General features: G+C 42.0%; 15 protein-coding genes and 1 pseudogene. 8 read left to right on the top strand and 8 right to left on the bottom strand.

Annotated elements, in window-relative coordinates:
* The first annotated feature begins 42 nt into the window (after window positions 1-42).
* Both lptB and radA read left to right on the top strand, forming a co-directional pair.
* On the top strand, window positions 43-840 hold the full coding sequence (gene lptB / locus JMX75_RS10400) for an LPS export ABC transporter ATP-binding protein (protein WP_413786638.1): 798 nt from the start codon (window positions 43-45) through the stop codon (window positions 838-840).
* Between the two features lie 243 nt (window positions 841-1,083).
* On the top strand, window positions 1,084-2,529 hold the full coding sequence (gene radA, locus JMX75_RS10395) for a DNA repair protein RadA (protein ID WP_133104583.1): 1,446 nt from the start codon (window positions 1,084-1,086) through the stop codon (window positions 2,527-2,529).
* 156 nt (window positions 2,530-2,685) lie between these two features.
* Here radA and JMX75_RS13125 read toward each other — a convergent pair.
* Both JMX75_RS13125 and rodA read right to left on the bottom strand, forming a co-directional pair.
* A pseudogene (locus JMX75_RS13125) lies at window positions 2,686-3,033 on the bottom strand (septal ring lytic transglycosylase RlpA family protein); the annotation flags it as partial.
* Window positions 3,034-4,325: 1,292 nt separating this feature from the next.
* On the bottom strand, window positions 4,326-5,468 hold the full coding sequence (rodA, locus tag JMX75_RS10385; protein ID WP_011513816.1) for a rod shape-determining protein RodA: 1,143 nt from the start codon (window positions 5,466-5,468) through the stop codon (window positions 4,326-4,328).
* Between the two features lie 333 nt (window positions 5,469-5,801).
* On the opposite strand from rodA, the gene JMX75_RS10380 reads away from it, so the two are divergent.
* On the top strand, window positions 5,802-6,668 hold the full coding sequence (locus JMX75_RS10380) for a D-Ala-D-Ala carboxypeptidase family metallohydrolase (protein ID WP_413786637.1): 867 nt from the start codon (window positions 5,802-5,804) through the stop codon (window positions 6,666-6,668).
* 83 nt (window positions 6,669-6,751) lie between these two features.
* On the opposite strand, the gene JMX75_RS10375 is transcribed toward JMX75_RS10380, so the two are convergent.
* From JMX75_RS10375 to JMX75_RS10365, 3 genes are all read right to left on the bottom strand, one after another.
* Window positions 6,752-8,299: a M16 family metallopeptidase gene (locus tag JMX75_RS10375; RefSeq protein WP_201532259.1), complete on the bottom strand. Its 1,548-nt coding sequence runs from the start codon at window positions 8,297-8,299 to the stop codon at window positions 6,752-6,754.
* Between the two features lie 83 nt (window positions 8,300-8,382).
* Window positions 8,383-9,864: a M16 family metallopeptidase gene (locus JMX75_RS10370; protein ID WP_201532258.1), complete on the bottom strand. Its 1,482-nt coding sequence runs from the start codon at window positions 9,862-9,864 to the stop codon at window positions 8,383-8,385.
* A 172-nt stretch (window positions 9,865-10,036) separates the two neighbouring features.
* Window positions 10,037-10,189 carry a hypothetical protein gene (locus tag JMX75_RS10365; protein WP_156772646.1) on the bottom strand — a complete coding sequence of 51 codons (153 nt, stop codon included), beginning with the start codon at window positions 10,187-10,189 and terminating at the stop codon, window positions 10,037-10,039.
* 381 nt (window positions 10,190-10,570) lie between these two features.
* Here JMX75_RS10365 and ftsY point away from each other — a divergent pair, with 381 nt between their 5' ends.
* Both ftsY and JMX75_RS10355 read left to right on the top strand, forming a co-directional pair.
* Window positions 10,571-12,004, top strand: coding sequence for a signal recognition particle-docking protein FtsY (gene ftsY, locus JMX75_RS13095; RefSeq protein ID WP_320157704.1), 1,434 nt, complete (start codon window positions 10,571-10,573; stop codon window positions 12,002-12,004).
* A 66-nt stretch (window positions 12,005-12,070) separates the two neighbouring features.
* Complete coding sequence (locus tag JMX75_RS10355) at window positions 12,071-12,643, top strand: methylated-DNA--[protein]-cysteine S-methyltransferase (protein ID WP_201532257.1); 573 nt, start codon at window positions 12,071-12,073, stop codon at window positions 12,641-12,643.
* A gap of 85 nt (window positions 12,644-12,728) precedes the next feature.
* Here the strand turns inward: JMX75_RS10355 and JMX75_RS10350 are convergent, their stop codons facing one another.
* On the bottom strand, window positions 12,729-13,478 hold the full coding sequence (locus JMX75_RS10350) for a YebC/PmpR family DNA-binding transcriptional regulator (protein WP_011513810.1): 750 nt from the start codon (window positions 13,476-13,478) through the stop codon (window positions 12,729-12,731).
* Window positions 13,479-13,831: 353 nt separating this feature from the next.
* Here JMX75_RS10350 and JMX75_RS10345 point away from each other — a divergent pair, with 353 nt between their 5' ends.
* Window positions 13,832-14,662 (top strand): ion transporter, encoded by an 831-nt coding sequence (locus JMX75_RS10345; protein ID WP_011513809.1) that lies wholly within the window; start codon window positions 13,832-13,834, stop codon window positions 14,660-14,662.
* A gap of 44 nt (window positions 14,663-14,706) precedes the next feature.
* On the opposite strand, the gene JMX75_RS10340 is transcribed toward JMX75_RS10345, so the two are convergent.
* Window positions 14,707-16,008 carry an ABC1 kinase family protein gene (locus tag JMX75_RS10340; RefSeq protein WP_201532256.1) on the bottom strand — a complete coding sequence of 434 codons (1,302 nt, stop codon included), beginning with the start codon at window positions 16,006-16,008 and terminating at the stop codon, window positions 14,707-14,709.
* 178 nt (window positions 16,009-16,186) lie between these two features.
* Window positions 16,187-16,723: a type II 3-dehydroquinate dehydratase gene (aroQ, locus tag JMX75_RS10335; RefSeq protein WP_201532255.1), complete on the bottom strand. Its 537-nt coding sequence runs from the start codon at window positions 16,721-16,723 to the stop codon at window positions 16,187-16,189.
* A 487-nt stretch (window positions 16,724-17,210) separates the two neighbouring features.
* Here aroQ and JMX75_RS10330 point away from each other — a divergent pair, with 487 nt between their 5' ends.
* Together JMX75_RS10330 and JMX75_RS10325 are read left to right on the top strand one after the other, a co-directional pair.
* Window positions 17,211-17,426, top strand: coding sequence for a cold-shock protein (locus JMX75_RS10330; RefSeq protein ID WP_011513806.1), 216 nt, complete (start codon window positions 17,211-17,213; stop codon window positions 17,424-17,426).
* A 258-nt stretch (window positions 17,427-17,684) separates the two neighbouring features.
* Window positions 17,685-18,839 carry a DEAD/DEAH box helicase gene (locus JMX75_RS10325; RefSeq protein ID WP_201532254.1) on the top strand — a complete coding sequence of 385 codons (1,155 nt, stop codon included), beginning with the start codon at window positions 17,685-17,687 and terminating at the stop codon, window positions 18,837-18,839.
* Window positions 18,840-18,985 lie beyond the last annotated feature (146 nt).

Genomic DNA, 18,985 nt, shown 5'->3' with positions numbered 1-18,985 from the left:
TGGTTGCTATCCATTTAGATGCGACCACCTTATGAGTAAGTTATGAATGATAATAAAAATAATGCCAGTTTAGTAGAAAACCAAACCATAACAGCGCATGATGCTGTTGAGCCGGTCGCTCGTTTGTCGATGCAAAACTTGGGTAAGCGCTATGGTAAGCGCTGGGTCGTCAAAGATGTCTCATTTTCTGTTGAGCAAGGGCAAGTGGTTGGATTGTTAGGTCCAAATGGAGCAGGTAAAACGACCAGTTTTTATATGGTAGTCGGACTGGTCAATATGGATAAAGGCCGTGTCACCTTGGGAAATATGGACTTATCTAAATATGCCATGCATGAGCGTGCGCGTGCCGGTATTGGTTATTTACCGCAAGAAGCCTCTATTTTTCGTAAGCTATCCATTGAAGACAATATTTTAGCCATTTTACAAACTCGTAAAGATTTGAATGGTAACCAGCAGCGTCAAGAGCTTGAAAAGCTCATTAGTGATTTTCACTTAGAACATGTACGAAAATCTCTAGGTATGAGCGTATCAGGCGGTGAGCGTCGTCGTTGTGAGATTGCTCGCGCTCTAGCAGCTGACCCCAAGTTTATCTTACTAGATGAGCCTTTTGCCGGTGTAGATCCTATCTCTGTCGGTGATATCAAAGATGTCATTTTAGCGCTCAAACGACGTGGTATCGGTGTGTTAATCACTGATCACAATGTTCGTGAGACCTTAGCGATTTGTGAAAAAGCCTATATTGTTTCAGAAGGCGCTATCATTGCTGAGGGTACCTCAGAAGAAGTTCTGGAAAATGAGCTGGTGAAATCTGTGTATCTTGGTAAAGACTTTCAGGTATAGACTAATTGATTGATTACTGAATTATGCTGACATAAGATTTGTTACTTTGCATTCTTAGTCAGCCATCTCTATATTGTGCCGTTCGCAAAAATCCTTCTATAAAACATTGCTTCTTACAGCAACTGCTTGTTTATCTTAATATTTATACTTTAGTTCTTATCTTCAAAAATACGCTTATAAGCGTCATTCCCTTTCATATACTCTCTCTTTTAAACTTGAACACCTGCATAAGGCTTCTATATTATGGCAAAAAATAAAACCAGTTATGTCTGTCAAGCTTGCGGTGCTCATTTTGGCAAGTGGGCAGGGCAATGCAGTGATTGCGGCGAATGGAATACTTTGACTGAAGCGCCTAACGTCAGTATGCCACATCATAATAAAAACGTAGCAAAGCCCAATGCTGGTCGCGCCATACCTCGTAATGCAAGTGGTGCTGGTACACCGGCGGGCAATTATGCAGGAACGCATAGTGCTGTGATGCCGCTCAATGCAGTGAGCGTAGGTTTAGATACTAGGTTGCCGACTGGTATTAGTGAATTTGATCGTGTGTTGGGCGGTGGATTGGTTGCAGGTTCTGTGGTACTGATTGGCGGTGATCCCGGTATCGGAAAATCGACCATTCTACTGCAAACTGCGACCAATATGGCAAAAGCGGATTCACTGGCAGGAAGCGCTTTGTATGTGACTGGTGAGGAATCATTGGCACAGGTTGCTATGCGGGCAAAGCGCTTGGATTTGCCTGCGGACAGACTTCGTGTGCTCGCTGAAACCAATGTCGAGACTATTTGTGCCGCCTTGACTCAAGAGCAGCCAGCGATTGCTATTATTGATTCCATTCAGACTATTTATACTGATGCGATTAACTCTGCACCAGGCGGGGTCAGTCAAATTCGAGAGTCAGCGGCGATTTTGACGCGTTATGCTAAGCAAACGGGTACGGCACTTTTTTTGGTAGGACATGTCACTAAAGAAGGCACGCTTGCTGGTCCACGCGTTCTTGAGCATATGGTTGATACGGTATTGTACTTTGAGGGTCAATCTGATTCGCGTTTTCGTATGATTCGTGCCGTTAAAAACCGTTTTGGCGCGGTTAATGAGCTAGGTATTTTTGGCATGACGGATATGGGACTAAAAGAGGTTGCCAATCCATCAGCGATATTTTTGAGTCGCTATGACAAGCCCGTGGCGGGTTCTGTGGTTATGGTCAGCCGAGAAGGCACAAGACCGCTATTGGTAGAGGTACAAGCCTTGGTTGATGACTCTCAAGGCTCACCAAGACGTATGGCATTAGGATTAGACTTTCAGCGCTTGTCTATGCTGTTAGCAGTGATGCATCGCCATGGCGGTATCCATACTAGCGGGCAAGATGTGTATGTCAACGTCGTGGGCGGTGTTAAAGTGATAGAAACTGGGTCGGACTTGGCAGTATTATTAGCCTGTGCGTCCAGCATTAGAGAAAAAGCATTGCCATCGTCATTGGCGGTTTTTGGTGAAGTGGGGTTATCAGGAGAAATTCGTCCTGTACCCAATGGACAAGAGCGTTTAAAGGAAGCCATGAAGCATGGTTTTAAGCATGCCATTATTCCTAAAGCCAATGCGCCTGCCAAAGATGCGCCGCAGTTTAAAGGCATTAATGTCATTGCAGTCGAACGTCTTGATGATGCGATTGCGAGTGCATTCGAGTTATAGTTTGTTGATCTAACATTTATAACTATAAACCTTGTAAATTTAAGACACGCAAAAGCGCCTAACTATTAATTAGTTAGGCGCTTTTATTTAAATCTAAAAATATTTGTACAAAACCGTTAAAGGCTTAAACCGCGAATGGTCTAAAACGTTAATGGTTTAAGAAGAAGGTCCTGAAACACGCTCAATCGCGACGTTACCGACACCTTTAGCAGTAATACCAAGTTTTTTGGCAGCACCATAAGATAAATCCATCACACGATTACCATGGAACGGACCACGATCATTTACTTTAACGATGACGCTTTTACCATTGGTTTTGTTGGTCACTCTAACATAACAGTTTAATGGCAATGAGCGATGTGCAGCCGTTAAACCATTCATATCAAAAGTTTCGCCACTGGCGGTTTTGCGACCATGAAACTGGCGACCATACCAAGAAGCTAAACCGGTTTGCTTGAATTTGCTGACAGAGTTAGAGGCAACGGCTGTTAAGCGCTCTAACACATCTTCATCATTACTGACTTGGGCGGTATCACTGGCTAACAGTGAGCTGCTAAGCGCTAATGAGGCAGGTTGGCGTGCAGACTTGACTAAGCTTGATGCGCCGTCATGTTGGCGACTAAGTTCACCAAGTACACGGTCGATATGGGAGGCGTTATCTTGCGAGATCATAGCAAGGGAGGTTCTTGATTCTACAGCATTTGCATTAGAAGCGATTGCAGAGCCAGCAAATAGTACCGCTGACATTGTAAGTAAACCAGATAAACGCTTATTCATAAATACCTCTATGACTTATACCTTAGAACCTAACTCTAAAAACATCTTAGATTGAGCGAGATAGTGTTAGACCAATCTAACAATACCGCAAACTCCAAAACCGATATCAATCTATCTTCTTTATAATGACTGATTTTATCATTCGGCTTTTATAAGTTCTAACGTATGGTAATTTTTAATTCATGATCATAACTGGATGGATGATTGTAAATAATCCACTTATGACACGCTCAAATGATAGTTAACAATCTTAATTAAAATATCCATCAACAACTAAAATCAGATACTAATATTCGATAAACAGCCTTTTTTAACATTGCTAAGTTAATAAAGGGTTTCGAGAGTTTTACGTATGAGTTTGTTATTAAACCGTTAATTAAGTAGTGACTTTGAAAGTCTAAAGTCTACAAGTTGCTAACTATACGGATGAGCTACAACGACAATATAATTAAATGCTAACTTTCTTAGTAGGTCTGTACAGGTTATGTATAAATGACACTAAGACGAGATTAACGCAAATAATTGTAAAAGACAAGGAATAAAACAGACTGGCATTCAATCCTAAATACTGAATATTAGGTATAATTTGCAAGGATGGTATTTGAAAATATTATTAATTAAATCATAATCTTATGATCCAATAAGGTGTAATAAAATTATAGTTTTTATAATAGTTCATATATAATTGATTACAAATAAGATGGGCAAAAATGAACTTATTTACTAAGATTTTTGCACATTCTATCTTTACGTATAGTTACTTAGTAACTAGATTTTAAGTCAAATTTGTGCGGTTATTTGTTAATCGATTCAATTTTGAAACATGCTATGTTATGTTTTCTTTATGTATTCAGCCATCTATGTATCATCGCCATTTTCACTATGTTAGATACTGACATAAGCTATTGAATACTTAATTTCTGAAAAATTCATTGCACCTTGATAGGGCTTATAGAGGGTATAAAAAAAGAGACCGTATTATTAAAATATTGTCTCTTTAGGTATAAAAATGGAGATACTTAGTCTGACTTGTGCGTATGAATGGACATCAGTAAACCAAAACCTGCCATTAAAGTAACAATGGCAGTACCACCATAACTGATAAAAGGCAGAGGTACGCCAACGACAGGTAAAATACCGCCGACCATACCAACATTGACAAAGACATACACAAAAAACGACATCGCAATCGCGCCTGCTAGTAGTCGGCTATAAGTATCAGGATGAGAAAAGGCAATATATAAGGCGCGGGTCAATAAGCATGCATAAATAAACATCAATAGTATGACGCCAAGCAAGCCAAACTCTTCAGAGAAAGCCGCGATAATAAAGTCGGTATGACCTTCTGGTAAGAAATGTAAATGCGACTGCGTACCCTCTAAATAGCCTTTACCCGTTAGACCGCCGGAGCCGATAGCAGTTTTGGACTGAATGATATTCCAGCCAGCACCTTGCACATCTGCCTCAGGATTGAATAGTGTGAGTACACGGGTACGCTGATAGTCGTGTAACAAAAAATTCCAAGCAAAGGCAACAAGCGGGATCGACAAAGCAACCGCACCAGCTATCAGTTGCCACGATAGCCCTGCCAAAAACAGCACAAAGATACCGCTAGCAGCGACTAATAATGAAGTGCCAAGATCTGGCTCTTTAGCGATTAATAAGACTGGCACCACAATTAACGCCAAGGTAATGCCGATACTGGGTAGTGAAGGGGGCAGATCACGCTTAGACAAAAACCACGCACACATCATAGGCATGCCAAGCTTCATAAACTCTGAGGGCTGCACACTGCCAAATCCCGGTAGATTAATCCAGCGCTGCGCCCCCATGCGTACTTCACCGATAATATCAACCAACACCAGTAGTATCAGACCTAACACATAAAAGATGGGCGTAAAGGTACGATAAAGGCTCGGTGGTATCTGCGCCATGATAAACATAACGGTAAAAGCGACACCATAGCTGACCATTTGTCGTAGCACCATACTCGTATCTTGGGCGGCTGCACTATATAAAATCGTTAGCCCAATACAACAAACGGTCAATAATAAAAGGGTCAACCAAGGGTCAATATGACTACGTTGCCAAAAGGTCGGTGTCTGACCTTGACCGAAATGGTGGCTCTGTCGGGAAAAACGATATTGCGGGTTAGAAGACATAGGCAAAGTGTGACTGGCAGTTGGCGTGGAAGAAGGGCTATATTTAGCAGAAGACTTAAGAAAATCGATAATTATAGGGCATTTAACCGATTAGATGATAAAAAAAGTAACTTGTCGGTAATAAAGTAACGTCAATATAAAAATAATGAGGATAAGTGTTAATAACGAATAAGTCGCTGCCAATTGGTGACGATAGTTTAGCTTGCTTGCTTAAAATTTGATAGTATCGATAAAACGTTTTTAGCGGTGTTTGTTGCAATGATCGAAATAACAAAACAAGTTTACAGGCAAATCCACAAGCCTATTATTGCACTCTGTATTTGTGCCAGCATTATGAGTGCCCATGCCGCTATTATTAGTGATAATAGTGAGCGCCGTATCCAAGTACGTCAGGGTAGCAGTGTGAACAACAGCAATGCCAATATCTATATCACGCCATCTGCACAAAGAGCGCCTTATAATGCAGGTGTCACTATCTTAAGTGGGTCAGGCGGCGATAGTATGCAAGGACTCATTCAGCAAAAGCAGCGTGAGTTTGAATTTGATGCCAGCTTATCGATAGAGGAGAATAAACGTGTCATTACTAATAGAAGTACGCCGCGTTATAACACCACCTATAGCACAGGTAATAGCAATTACAATGATTTTATCAGCATGGATTTTAATACTTGGCTCAACAGTAATAGCTATCGCGCAAGCCAAGTAGCAAACTATCAGCGCTATTTAAGCGCGCGTGTCGGCGCTCGAAACGTACCGCCTTTGTCACAGCTACTGACCACCGCTCGCAGTTGGGACAAATGTGGCTATGAGCCGTATCAACTGCCTCCTCAGGAGCTGTGGTCAAACATTGTACCGACATTGCAGCTATATAGTCAGCTGAAAAGCCAAGGGATTCTGCCAGCAAACAGTGAGATACGCTCGGTATATCGTAGTCCCGGATTAAATGACTGTGCAGGCGGCGCAAGTAGTAGTAAGCATATGACAGCTGGCGCGATTGATATTTGGGTGCCAGATTATGAAAGTAGTCCATGGCAGCTGAGCCGAATGCAAGACAGCTTATGTGAGTTTTGGCAATATCAGGGTCAGTCGCACAATTTTGGTCTAGGGTTGTATTCTACAGGTGCTATACATTTAGATACCGATGGTTATCGTAAATGGGGCTTTAATCATGCCAGTAGCAGCTCTGCCTGCCGCTACTGACGATAATTCTAAGATAGAAAAAAAGCTCAGCCCGTATATATAATGGGCTGAGCTTTTTTATAGCACTATAAAAAATAAATTAACTATTTAGCCACCTTCTTATCCCAAGGATTGACCTCACCAACGGTCACAATTAAGAAGTCATCAGGCTTTAAGGTATCACGCAGGGTCTGATTCACCTCCGCTAATTTGACTTGTTCGATACGATTGACATAGTTACTAAGATAGCTTGTTGGTAGCTGATAAAAATTCATCATACCAAGCAAACCATTAATACCAGCGTTACTGGCAAAACCCATTGGGAAGCTGTTTTTTAAATTGTCCGTGGTCAGCTTCATCTCAGTACTAGTAATACCATTTTTTAACGTGTCATTAATAACGTCTAAGCTAGCATTAATCGCAGCACGAGCCTTGTCATTACGAGTCGAAAAACCTATCTGATAAGGTCCACGTGTCAGCATCGGACTCATCGAGCCTGAAATACCATAAGTATAGCCAAGGTTTTGTCTGATTTCCGTCATCAGTCGTGCATTAAAATCGCCCCCTGCGAGCACCTCGTTGCCAACGGCAAAACTGGTTTGCTTTTGCTGCGCTTGAGGATCCGTTGCACGCTTATCACCAAGTTGCCCCATCAGTACTGTCGTTTGAGTGCTAGGAAAGGGAATATGAATATGCTGAGACTTCGTCAATGGTTTTGGTTCAGGCAGAATAGGCGCTGCTTGACCAGTAGGTAAACCTGCCGTGATGTTTTCTGCCAGTTTTTTGGCTTGCGCTAAAGTGAGATTACCTGTCATAGAAAGGCTAGCGTTGGCGGCAACCAGATAGCGATTTTTAAAATCTATCAGCTGTTGTCTTGTGATATTAGGTACTGTCTCAAGTGTACCAACAGAAGGATGAGCATAAGGATGGGCGCCATAGAGTGCTTTATCAAAAGCAAGGCTGGCAAGGCTGTTTGGGTCTTGTTTTTGCTGCTGCAAGCCGACCAATAAACGGGCTTTATTGCGGGCTAAAATTTGCTCATTAAAACTTGGTTCGGTGAGCATTTGGGTCATCAAATCGATGGCAGATAATAGATGTTTATCGTCAGATAAACTGCGTAATGAGACCGTAAACATATCTTTATAGGCACTGCTGCCTAGATTGATGCCTAAGGTTTCAACCGCGCGAGTAAATTCATTTTCATCTAAACGTTTGGAGCCTTGTTCGAGCATGGTCGCTGTCATATTGGCGATACCAAAACCTGTGCTACTGATACTGCCATCGCGTGCGCTACCAGCATTAAAACGTAAATCGATGTCGACAATGGGTAATGCCGTCGTCGGTACAAAAAGTACTGGCACACCCGCTTTGGTCTTAAACTGTTGAATCTTTGGAACGGTGACTTTTAAAGGCTTGGCATTATCGAGGCTAGTCAACTTAGACAAAGCAGCAATAGGCGCATTGACATCAACTGCAGATGCCTGAGTACGATAATCCTCACCAGTAATGCCATCAGCCTGCGCGGTCATGGTCAAAGTAGTCAGCCCCAAAAATAACCCCATGCTCAAATAGGGTAGTAGCTTGAATGTTGGCTTTATTGATGACACCAGAGCAGTATTCTTTTTAGCATGGAGAGTAGGATTTTGAGTCATATCTTTCTTCTTATTAATAGCGTTTTAGTCATTGGTATTTTGAGTCATGATATTTGATAACATTATCCAATATTACAGTACCCTTATTTTTTCTTAACGACCTTTTTGACTGGCTCTTTAGGTGGGATAATATGCATGACCGTCAAATTGTCTTTGACCAAATACTTTTTGCTAGCTGCTTGTATGTCTGCAACCGTTACGGTATCCATTTTGGTGGGTAGCTGAGCAAGTAACCTATCATCGAGACCGATAGATTGTAGTGAGCCAATCATGCGCGCTTGACCTTCCATGCTGTCTTGCGCGTATACCAGACCAGTGACCGTATTGGTTTTGGCGCGCTCAATTTCATCGGTGGCAATTGGATCGGTTTTAAGCTTTTCTATTTCAGAGAGGATGGCTTGCTGCGCTTGCGCTAAGCTGACGCCTTCACGCGGAGTCGCTTGTATCAAAAATAGCCCGTCGCCTCGATCTAATAGATCATAAGACGTACCCACCGTGGTCAGAAGCCCTTGCTCGCGTACCAATCGACTCTCAAGGCGCGCTGATAAACCGCCATCCAATACGTCTTGCGCAAGTGATAGTGCATAGGCTTGTTTTTCATTGCTGGCATCTGTTGTCACAAGGCTTGGCACGTTATAGCCCATCAGCAATACAGGCACTTGTACTGCTTGCTCAGATTCTACTTGCTGATAACCACGAAAACCTTTTTGATTAACGGCAGGACGTTTTGGTAGCTTGCTTGGTTTTAGCTCACCGAAGTAACGCTTCACTTGTGTTAAGACTTCGGCTGGCTCAACGTCACCAACGATAACCAAGGTGGCATTATTTGGTGCATACCATATTTTATACCAGTCTTTTAGGTCTGAGAGTGTAATCGATTCAAGCTCACTCATGGGTCCGATAACCGATTCACCCTTAGGGCTATTTGGCAATGCCAGTAAACGAAATGATTCGTAAGCCTTGGCAAGTGGATTATCATCGGTACGCTGACGGCGCTCTTCCATGACAACTTGATGTTCTTTGACAAATTCTTTTTCGTTAAATACCAAGTTTTTCATCCGATCTGCTTCAAGCTCAAGTGCTAAAGGAAAACGGTTGGCAGGGAACAGCTCGTAATAACCCGTATAATCATAGCTAGTAAAGGCATTATTGACGCCGCCAAACTTAGCAATTAAGCGTTCATAATCAGCGCTTGAAACGTTACTAGTGCCTTTAAACATCATATGCTCAAGCACATGCGAGATACCACCTTTATTGACCGGCTCATCAGCTGAGCCCACCCGATACCAAATCTGTGTCATCACCACAGGCGCACGATGGTCTTCTTTGACGATTATTTTTAGACCGTTTTCCAGCTGATATTCATGGCGACCAGACATATCCATAGTCAGCGCTGATGATGGCTGAGCGTCCTTGGTAACTATGTTTTCAGACACTGGATTCTTGACCGCAGTCACGGGATTGGCGTTAATGGTACTGGTTTGACAAGCGGCAAGTGTGGTCGCCATGGCTAAGGCAGATGCAAGACGTAAAGAGAGTGTGGTTCGAGATAAAGGGACAGACATGGTATGTTCTACTTATATAAAAGGAAGACTTTTAAACGGGCAGCTTGTAAATGGATGAGATCGTATAGTAAGTTCAATGTAAAAGAGTTACGTTCAGAATAGCAGTACTGTGTTCTTTTTAAATTGAATTGACTACATATTTATTTTCATCATGGCACTGATACTTATACCATCATAAAGATTTGTGCGCCCCAACCATGACACTGGCAGTCGGCTTGAATTCTTGAGTCGTGTTACAACCTGTCGCTGATAGTGCCATCGTCGCCAGTAATAAAGCAGCAGTGATATGGGTAATGTTTTTATAATGATTGGATAAAGACAACATAAGACATTCCTAATATAAGTAATAAGCATGGAGATAAAGGGTATAAACATGTATTTAATTAGCCTTGCTAAGAGTAGGCGAAGTTTGCCATCGCAAAGGTCAGATTTATGTGTCCAAACCTTAAGCGAAACTTGCTCAATGAGCGATTATATTTATCATCTTTTTCACGCTAAAGGTTTAATAGCGCTTTTGTATCACTGGATGATTTTTGCCATTTATAAGCAATCTAGGATGCGAAAGGCTGAGCTCAACTTGAATTATGCTAAACTAGACTAAAAATAATCTCTGCATTGAATCATAGAAAACGGACAATACAACGATATACAGATCCGGTTTTACCATAAACACATTACTGATACTGATGAACTTTAGGGCAAACTTATGAATAACCCCAATAATAGCAATCGTGTGGTCATTAATCTTGACAGCGGACTTGATGAATTAGATGACGATGATATTACCTTACCCAGTCTGCCAGTGCAATCTGTCCCTATTATCGATGCCCCTGAAAGAAATGAGGTAAGTAATAGTGATGAGCCAGTAACGCCTACAGTCAATAAGCAAGTATCAAGCACCGATGCAGCCGAGAGCATTGCCCTAGGCGCGCCTATCCTCATGACGCAAAAGCAGAGTCATACAGACAATACCTCAGAGAGCTTTGCAAATACCAATGAAACAGAGAAGACAACACCAGCTGTCTCTGGATCAAAAATCCCTACTATGCCCTTACAAGCACAATTAGGAGATCTGCCAAGCGTTGCGCCTAGCAGTGCAAGTAGCATTAATAGTAATAGTAATCAAGCGTCTTCTGAGCCACAGCAAACGATTCCAGTAGAGTCGCAAGCAAATAAAGCGTTGCAAGAAGAACAAGAAAGCAGCAAAAAAGGCAGCTGGTTTAACCGGATGAAAACCGGTTTAAGTAAGTCGCGTAAGAACTTAGCCGAAGGGATGGTCAGTATCCTTATTGGTGGCAAAGAGATTGATGATGAGCTATTAGAAGAGGTTGAAGACCAACTGTTGGTGGCTGATATTGGTGTCAATGCAACCAATCGTATTATCAAAAGCCTTACTGAGCAGACAGATCGCGGTGATTTAATCTACGCGCATTCACTATACAAGGCATTGCAGACTGAATTGGTCGATATCTTAACGCCGAAAGTTGCGCCGCTTATTATTGATAGCAGCAAAAAACCTTTTGTGATTTTAGTCGTAGGCGTGAATGGCGTAGGTAAAACGACGACTATCGGTAAACTTGCCAAACGTTTGCAAGGCGAGGGTAAGTCTGTGATGTTAGCAGCAGGGGACACTTTCCGCGCAGCAGCGACTGAACAGCTACAAATCTGGGGCGAACGCAATAACATTCCAGTTGTGGCGCAAGGTCATGGCTCTGATAGTGCATCAGTTATCTTTGATGCCATGCAATCTGCTAAAGCAAAAAATATTGATGTGTTAATTGCTGATACGGCAGGGCGCTTGCAAAATAAAACCCACCTGATGGCGGAGCTTGAAAAAGTCGTGCGCGTTATGCGTAAAGCCGATCCAAGCGCGCCACATGAAGGCATGATTGTGCTTGATGCTGGCACGGGTCAAAATGCCATTAATCAAGTGGAATTATTTAATAAAGTGGTACCATTAACCGGAATCACGATTACCAAACTAGACGGGACTGCCAAAGGCGGTGTGGTCTTTAATATTGCCGAAACGACAGATGTGCCTATTCGTTATATTGGCGTAGGTGAGTCGATTGATGATCTGCGTGCCTTTAGTCCAAAACAATTTGTCGCCGCGCTGTTTGAAACTGATGACAAAGAATAGCGCTCAACAGTTTATTTTAGTCAATACTCAAGTCTTGAAAATATAACGATTTGAAAAGGAGTAGTCATGATAGTCACCACAGCCGCTTTTGGATCTAATCAGTTAACATTAATTGCGAGTGCCAATGAGCATAGCAGTCCTAAGCTGGTTGAAGTCAATTGGCTGCTGGCAGGTGACTCTTGGCACAGTTCGAAATCTATTCCCAAGCTTAAAAAGCATTATGGTATTGACGATCAGAGTTTTACATTCATAGATAAAGACAGCCTAAGCAAAAATGAACCTACTCAAGCATTATTAATAGAGGCTATAGCACAATTAGCGGAGTATTTTAACGGTGAGCGTCAAGCGTTCGATTTGTCACTAGATATGAGCCTAGGAACTAAATTTCAGCAGCGAGTTTGGCAAGCACTACAAGATATTGGTTATGGCAAGACGATTAGCTATGCAACGCTGGCACAAAATATCGATAGTCCCAAAGGCTTTCGTGCGGTTGCGAATGCCAATAGTAAAAACCCTTTTAGTATTGTTGTTCCGTGTCATCGTGTTATTGCAAGCGACGGCAAACTTGGTGGTTATACAGGCGGCTTAGATAAGAAAACGCATTTGTTAGCGCTTGAAGGCGTCACGTGCAAAGCTTAGTTTGAAGTAATTGCTCGTCACATATTGCTGAACAAAAAAGCCAAACGCTAAAAACGTTTGGCTTTTTTAATACAAAGCACAAAAATTACTGCTCAAGCTGTGCCATGACTTCGTCTGAAAAATTGACGTTGCTATAAACTTCTTGCACATCATCGATATCTTCTAACATATCAATCATCTTCATGACTTTTTCGGCATCTGCAACGTTGTCTATTTCAGCACTGGTTGATGGCGACATGGTTACTTCAGCATTGTCAGAGACTAAACCAGCAGCATTAAGCGCGTCTTTAACATGACCGAAATTTTCCCACTCAGTGATAACCAGCAAGCTTTCGCCATCATTTTCGATATCAAGCGCGCCTGCATCTAATGCCACTAGCATAACTTCATCTTCTAAACTTGTGTCATTAAAGCTTATTTCACCGCGTTTATTGAATAGGTAAGCCACAGAGCCAGTAGTACCCAGATTGCCATCATTTTTGGTAAAAGCATGGCGTACTTCACTGACTGTCCGATTGAGATTGTCAGTCATGGTTTCGACTAATACTGCGACGCCGCCGATGCCATAACCTTCATAGCTGACTTCGTCCATATTGTCATTGTCATCACCGCCTGTACCACGAGCTACCGCACGATTGATGGTGTCTCTTGTCATATTGACGGACAGGGCTTTTTCAATAACCGCACGTAGGCGCGGATTCTTATCAGGGTCAGGATCACCTTGCTTGGCAGCAGAAACAATTTCACGAATAATTTTGGTAAATACTTTACCTTTTACCGCATCCTGACGGGCTTTACGGTGTTTGATATTTGCCCATTTTGAATGGCCTGCCATATGACGTCCTTAAGTATTACGAGTGATGTATTGTACAGCTAAAATATTTATTGGTAAAAATTTTTTATAGCTACAGCAGTTTTATTACCTGATTTCGCTGTTAAGCTCAGGTAAGTGATCTGTCGCTAAGTTAACGATTTGTATGTTGTTAATAGCGCTTTTTTGCTACACTGCTATGTTCTGGCTTTTGACCCGCTGTCGATTATTTTCGTAGTGACGGATAGCAGCCGATAACCACATTACTTTCAATATTATAAACCACTTTCACGTATTTTGACCAATCTTAGCTTACGCATATACGCCTAAGCTGTCCGGTTTTAGATATCCATTGATCCTATGATTTGATTGACTTTATGAAGCAGCCGAATACCGAAGCCGTTACTCATTTGCGTAACCGCATTCATATTATTATTGAAGGTACAGATACTCGTTTGGGTAAGCTGTTTGATATTGTATTGTTGATCGCGATTTTGGCCAGTGTGGCGGTCGTGATGCTCGATAGTGTGCTCTATATGCGCTTGCAGTATGGCACGCTGTTTTTATATGCAGAATGGTTTTTTACTATTTTGTTTACGATTGAGTATATGCTCAGGTTGTTCTCAGCACCCAATCGTTTTCGTTACGTGTTTAGTTTTTTTGGGATAGTGGATTTATTGTCCGTACTACCGAGCTACTTAAGCTTAATGTTTGTGGGCGTACAGTACTTACTTGTCATTCGTATCTTACGTATTTTGCGTATCTTTCGGGTACTTAAGCTTGAAGCCTATATGCAACAAGCAGGGTTTTTGGCGTCTGCGCTTAGAACCAGTCAGCAAAAAATCACGGTATTTTTCTTGTCACTGGTGTTACTGGTCACCATTTTTGGCTCGATTATCTATGTCGTAGAAGGACCAGAAAACGGCTTTACCAGTATTCCGCTATCTATCTATTGGGCAGTTGTTACCATGACGACGGTTGGTTACGGAGACATGTCACCAAAAACACCTTTAGGGCAAGCCATTGCAACCATGGTCATGATTACAGGTTATTCAATCATTGCTGTACCGACAGGGATTTTCACTTCAGAGCTTGCACGTAATATGCGCCCGCAGCTCAATCCTGTCACGTGTCCGAACTGTGGTAAATTTGGTCACGCAGTAGGTGCGGATTTTTGTGACCGCTGTGGACATGCCTTGCATGTATAACCAATACTAAAACTTGTCCTATATATTTATAGCCATTTAACGCTCTAAAAACCTATATATTCATGTACCAGTGGCGACAAATCTATCGTCACTCCTAGATTGACTAGGTTCCAGTATTGTCCTGATATAGTACGGTCGAGCATCATCGTAGAGGCTGATGGTTGAAACTGTCCAAAGTATTTCAAAGAAGTGCGCATTTGGGCAATGGCTTCATGATGGGTTTGACTGCTTGCAAAATCAAAATCACCGTCTTGATAGGGTTTGATAGATAAGGGTTTCAGCCCAATCTCTAACCATTTTCCATAAAACTCGCCCGGTACGATTTTATCGTCTTCACGGCGTATATCCAGAGCAACCAAATCTTGCTCAAGCGCAGTGACATCACCTTTTAAGGCATGCTTGGCAAATCGGCGAAATAATTGAACTTCGCTGTCGCTATAGCTACGAATCCCGCCAAAATCATAGGCAACTACACTGCCATCATCACGGAACGCAAAGTTGCCCGGATGAGGGTCGCAGTGCATTCGATATAACCCAAACAGCTGCCCTGCGGTAAAATGAAACAAGCGCACTGCGATTTTCTGCTTAATATCATTATCCCACATTGCTGCCACTGTCAAGGTTTCGCCGCTCTCTTCTGTCAAGGTCAAGATTCTTTTAGAAGAGTGACTGCTAATCACTTTTGGGATAATGAGACCCGTATCTTCGGCATGAAAAGCGCCGAATACCCGCAGATTATGCGCCTCTTTAATATAATCAAGTTCATCATGTAAGCTTTGGCGAATTTCGTGAAATAACTGCTCTTGCAATTGCTTACTCATATTGAGCACGCCAGCGATTTTTAGTGCCATACGCACTTGTTTTAGGTCGCTATCACAATTTTTGTCGACATCAGGGTATTGCACCTTAACCACAACCCTTTGCCCAGATGGTAAAATTGCGCGATGTACCTGTCCGATGGAAGCTGCAGCAAATGGCATTTCTTCGAATTCAGTAAACAATTCATGAATAGGTGCTTTCAGCTCACGTTCAACTTGTGTGCGTATCTGCGCATAGGGCATCGCCGGTGCATCTTTCTGCAGTTTCTCTAATGCGGTTGCAACTTCAGGTGGAAACACATCTTTATACTGCGATGCAATTTGACCTACCTTCATGACCGCACCTTTCATCTCACCTAAAGTTTCAGCGATTTGAATACCGACATCTTGCATCAATTCTGAGCGCGCTTGTAGGCGTTTTTCTTCGTCACTTGAGAGATGCTTTAGTGAGTTTTTAGCTGCTTTTCCGGCAATACTTGCTGTCATACCAGCGAGTTTCATAAAGCGCGTTCCGGACGATTTTGCCATGCCTATCACCATATAGTGGGTTGTTTTCTAAACCCTCATATTATTATTTTAATTACATAAATGCTGTTTGACTACTGTGCCAAAAGTATCGCCATGACGATTTTTGTACTATTTGTCGCAGTAATTTTTATCATGTTTTTAGCAGTATTATGCATATAAAAATTTCAACGCCAACAAACTACTTATTCAATGTTATAGCATAAGTATGGGTCAGCCAATAATCCAATGCCATATGATAACCCAGCTGCCCCAAACCACAAATCACGCCAACGGCTACATCACATAAATAAGAGTGCTCTCGAAACGACTCGCGGGCGTGGACATTGGATAAATGTACCTCTATAAATGGCTTTTGAGTGGCAAGTAGGGCATCGCGTATCGCAACCGAGGTATGAGTAAAGGCAGCAGGATTAATAATTATTGCATCGACCTGCGCACTTGCCTCTGCTAATAGACCGTAATGCTGGATATCATCGACCAGCTTGCCTTCGTGATTAGACTGACTGCAAATCAGCTCAATACCATGTGCTGCTGCGCGCTCGGTTAAGGCGCTCTCAATGTCAGCAAGGGTCATATGACCGTAAATATCAGGCTCACGTTTGCCGAGTAGATTTAGATTCACACCATTAATCAATAATAGTTTATGAGTAAGGGTTTTATTGGCTTTTTGATGGGATGCAGTGGTGGTCGTTGCTGATTGAGATGAGGTGGTCATAATGGTCTCTATGAATAGCAATGAATATCTTTATATAAATTTTTGGTGAATATAAGCGTACTACAATAACAGATTTTAGAGAACATAGCGTGCTCTATCCCTTTATATTAACAGCTTGCGAGCTAAGTTATAAAAAAATAATTCTAAAAGACCGTTCAAGTTCCAAAAATCATATTAAAAGTCTTTGTGTTGCTAAAAAGCCGTGCTATGATATTTTTTACACAACAAACATTACATGTTTGTTGCTAATTCTAGTTTATTTGATGATTAATGCTTTTTTTGTAAAGCGGTTTTGGTTTTTGCCAAAGACTAGAGGCAGTAAAATGACTATATGCTAAATATTAAAAGCTATTATGAATCTTTTAGATTTCGCTAATATTATATCGGATAGTCACTCTTAAGTTTTGATTTCATAATTTTAGTACCCGTTTATATGCAATGATGCAAAGGAATTTGGGACTAAGTAAACTTTTTAGGAAGTAATATTATGTCAGCTCGCGAACAAGGTATCGTTAAGTGGTTTAATGACTCAAAAGGCTTTGGTTTCATTCAACGTGACAGCGGAGAAGATATTTTTGTGCATTTCCGCGCGATACAAGGTGATGGTTATCGCTCTTTAAAAGACGGCGAAAAAGTTGAGTTCAGTGTGGTAGAAGGTGATAAAGGTCTACAAGCTGAAGAAGTCAGAAAAGTAGAAGAGTAATCGCGACAGTCATTCTTATAGTTTAGCTATAATGTCTGTACAAACTACTGATATACTGCTGAGTCAAGTCCGTCCTGTCTTACTTATGTTGATTTTAACGCAGCATATTGGGTAAGCATCGACATAGGGCTTGGCTTTTTTATGCTTATCAGTTTTATACAGCTTCGCCTGCTGGCCAATGTTTAATGCAAACAGCTAAGCCTTATGGCCGCTCATTTATTTATGATATACAAGCGATTTATATAAAAGGATATTTTTTTGAGTAACTTTACGACGTTTACGGATTTGCCACTTTCAGCAGCGACCTTGCGTGCAGTAAGTGACTTAGGTTTTACTGAATTGACGCCTATTCAAGCAAAGATACTGCCGCATACGTTGGCAAATCAAGATGCAATTGGACAGGCACAGACGGGTACGGGCAAAACGGCCACGTTCTTATTGACGATTATGGAGGCGTTACTCAAACGTCCGTTTGCCGCTGATGAAGAGCGTCATTTAGGTGAGCCACGTGCCGTCGTCATGGCACCAACCCGTGAGCTTGCTCAGCAAATATTTGATGACTGTATCGCCTTGACCAAATATACCGCTTTGCATAGCGTTTGCATTATGGGGGGTACCAATTATGAAACCCAACAGCATGAGCTTGAGCGCCAATATGTCGATATCTTGATTGCCACACCTGGTCGCTTGATTGATTTGATGCACAAAGGCATGGTCTATTTAGACCGCGTAGAGGTGCTAGTATTAGACGAAGCAGACCGCATGCTCGATATGGGGTTTATACCCGATATCAAACGCTTAGTCGGTCGCATGCCGCCTAATACCGACCGTCAAAGTTTATTGTTTTCTGCTACCTTTAACCAAGATGTGATGGGTTTGGCTTATCGCTGGTTACATGAGCCAGAGTTTGTTGAGATTGAGCCTGAGCATAAAACCAGTGAGCTGGTAGACCAACATTTTTATCTCTTAACCGAAGATCAGAAGCTAGAAGCGGTTGAGCGTATTATCACGGATAGTACGGTAGAAAAGGTCATTATTTTTGCCAATCGTAAAGACCAAGTAAAGCGCCTATATCATAAGCTGCGTCAGGGACATAAAATTGTCATGTTATCAGGCGATGTGATTCAGCAAAAACGCGAGAAATATTTACAGCGCTTTAAAGACGGGCATGCCTCTGTTTTGGTTGCGACGGATGTAGCAGGGCGCGGTATTCATGTTGATGATGTCAGTCATGTGATTAATTATACCTTACCAGATCAGCCAGATGACTATGTACACCGTATAGGTCGTACTGGGCGCGCCGGGCAAACCGGTATTAGTATTAGCTTTGTCAGCGAAGATGATGCCTTTAATATACCGGCATTAGAGAAGCATTTGGATACGAAGTTTAAGCTTGAGCAGTGGCAGCCTTAATAAGATTTTTTAATTAAGCTCGGTGTAATGGACATTTTTCATGCTGGGATAGGTCCTAAAGCTATATACTGTCTATATTTGCAAGGAATCAACGCCATGAATCAAAAAACTGCCCTTTTTGTAGTGACAAACATACAAAGAAGAAT

Origin of the sequence: Psychrobacter sp. LFX-11D, assembly GCF_904846475.1 — a bacterium.
Taxonomy (GTDB): domain Bacteria; phylum Pseudomonadota; class Gammaproteobacteria; order Pseudomonadales; family Moraxellaceae; genus Psychrobacter; species Psychrobacter cryohalolentis.
This window is presented reverse-complemented; position numbering and strand designations above follow the sequence as displayed.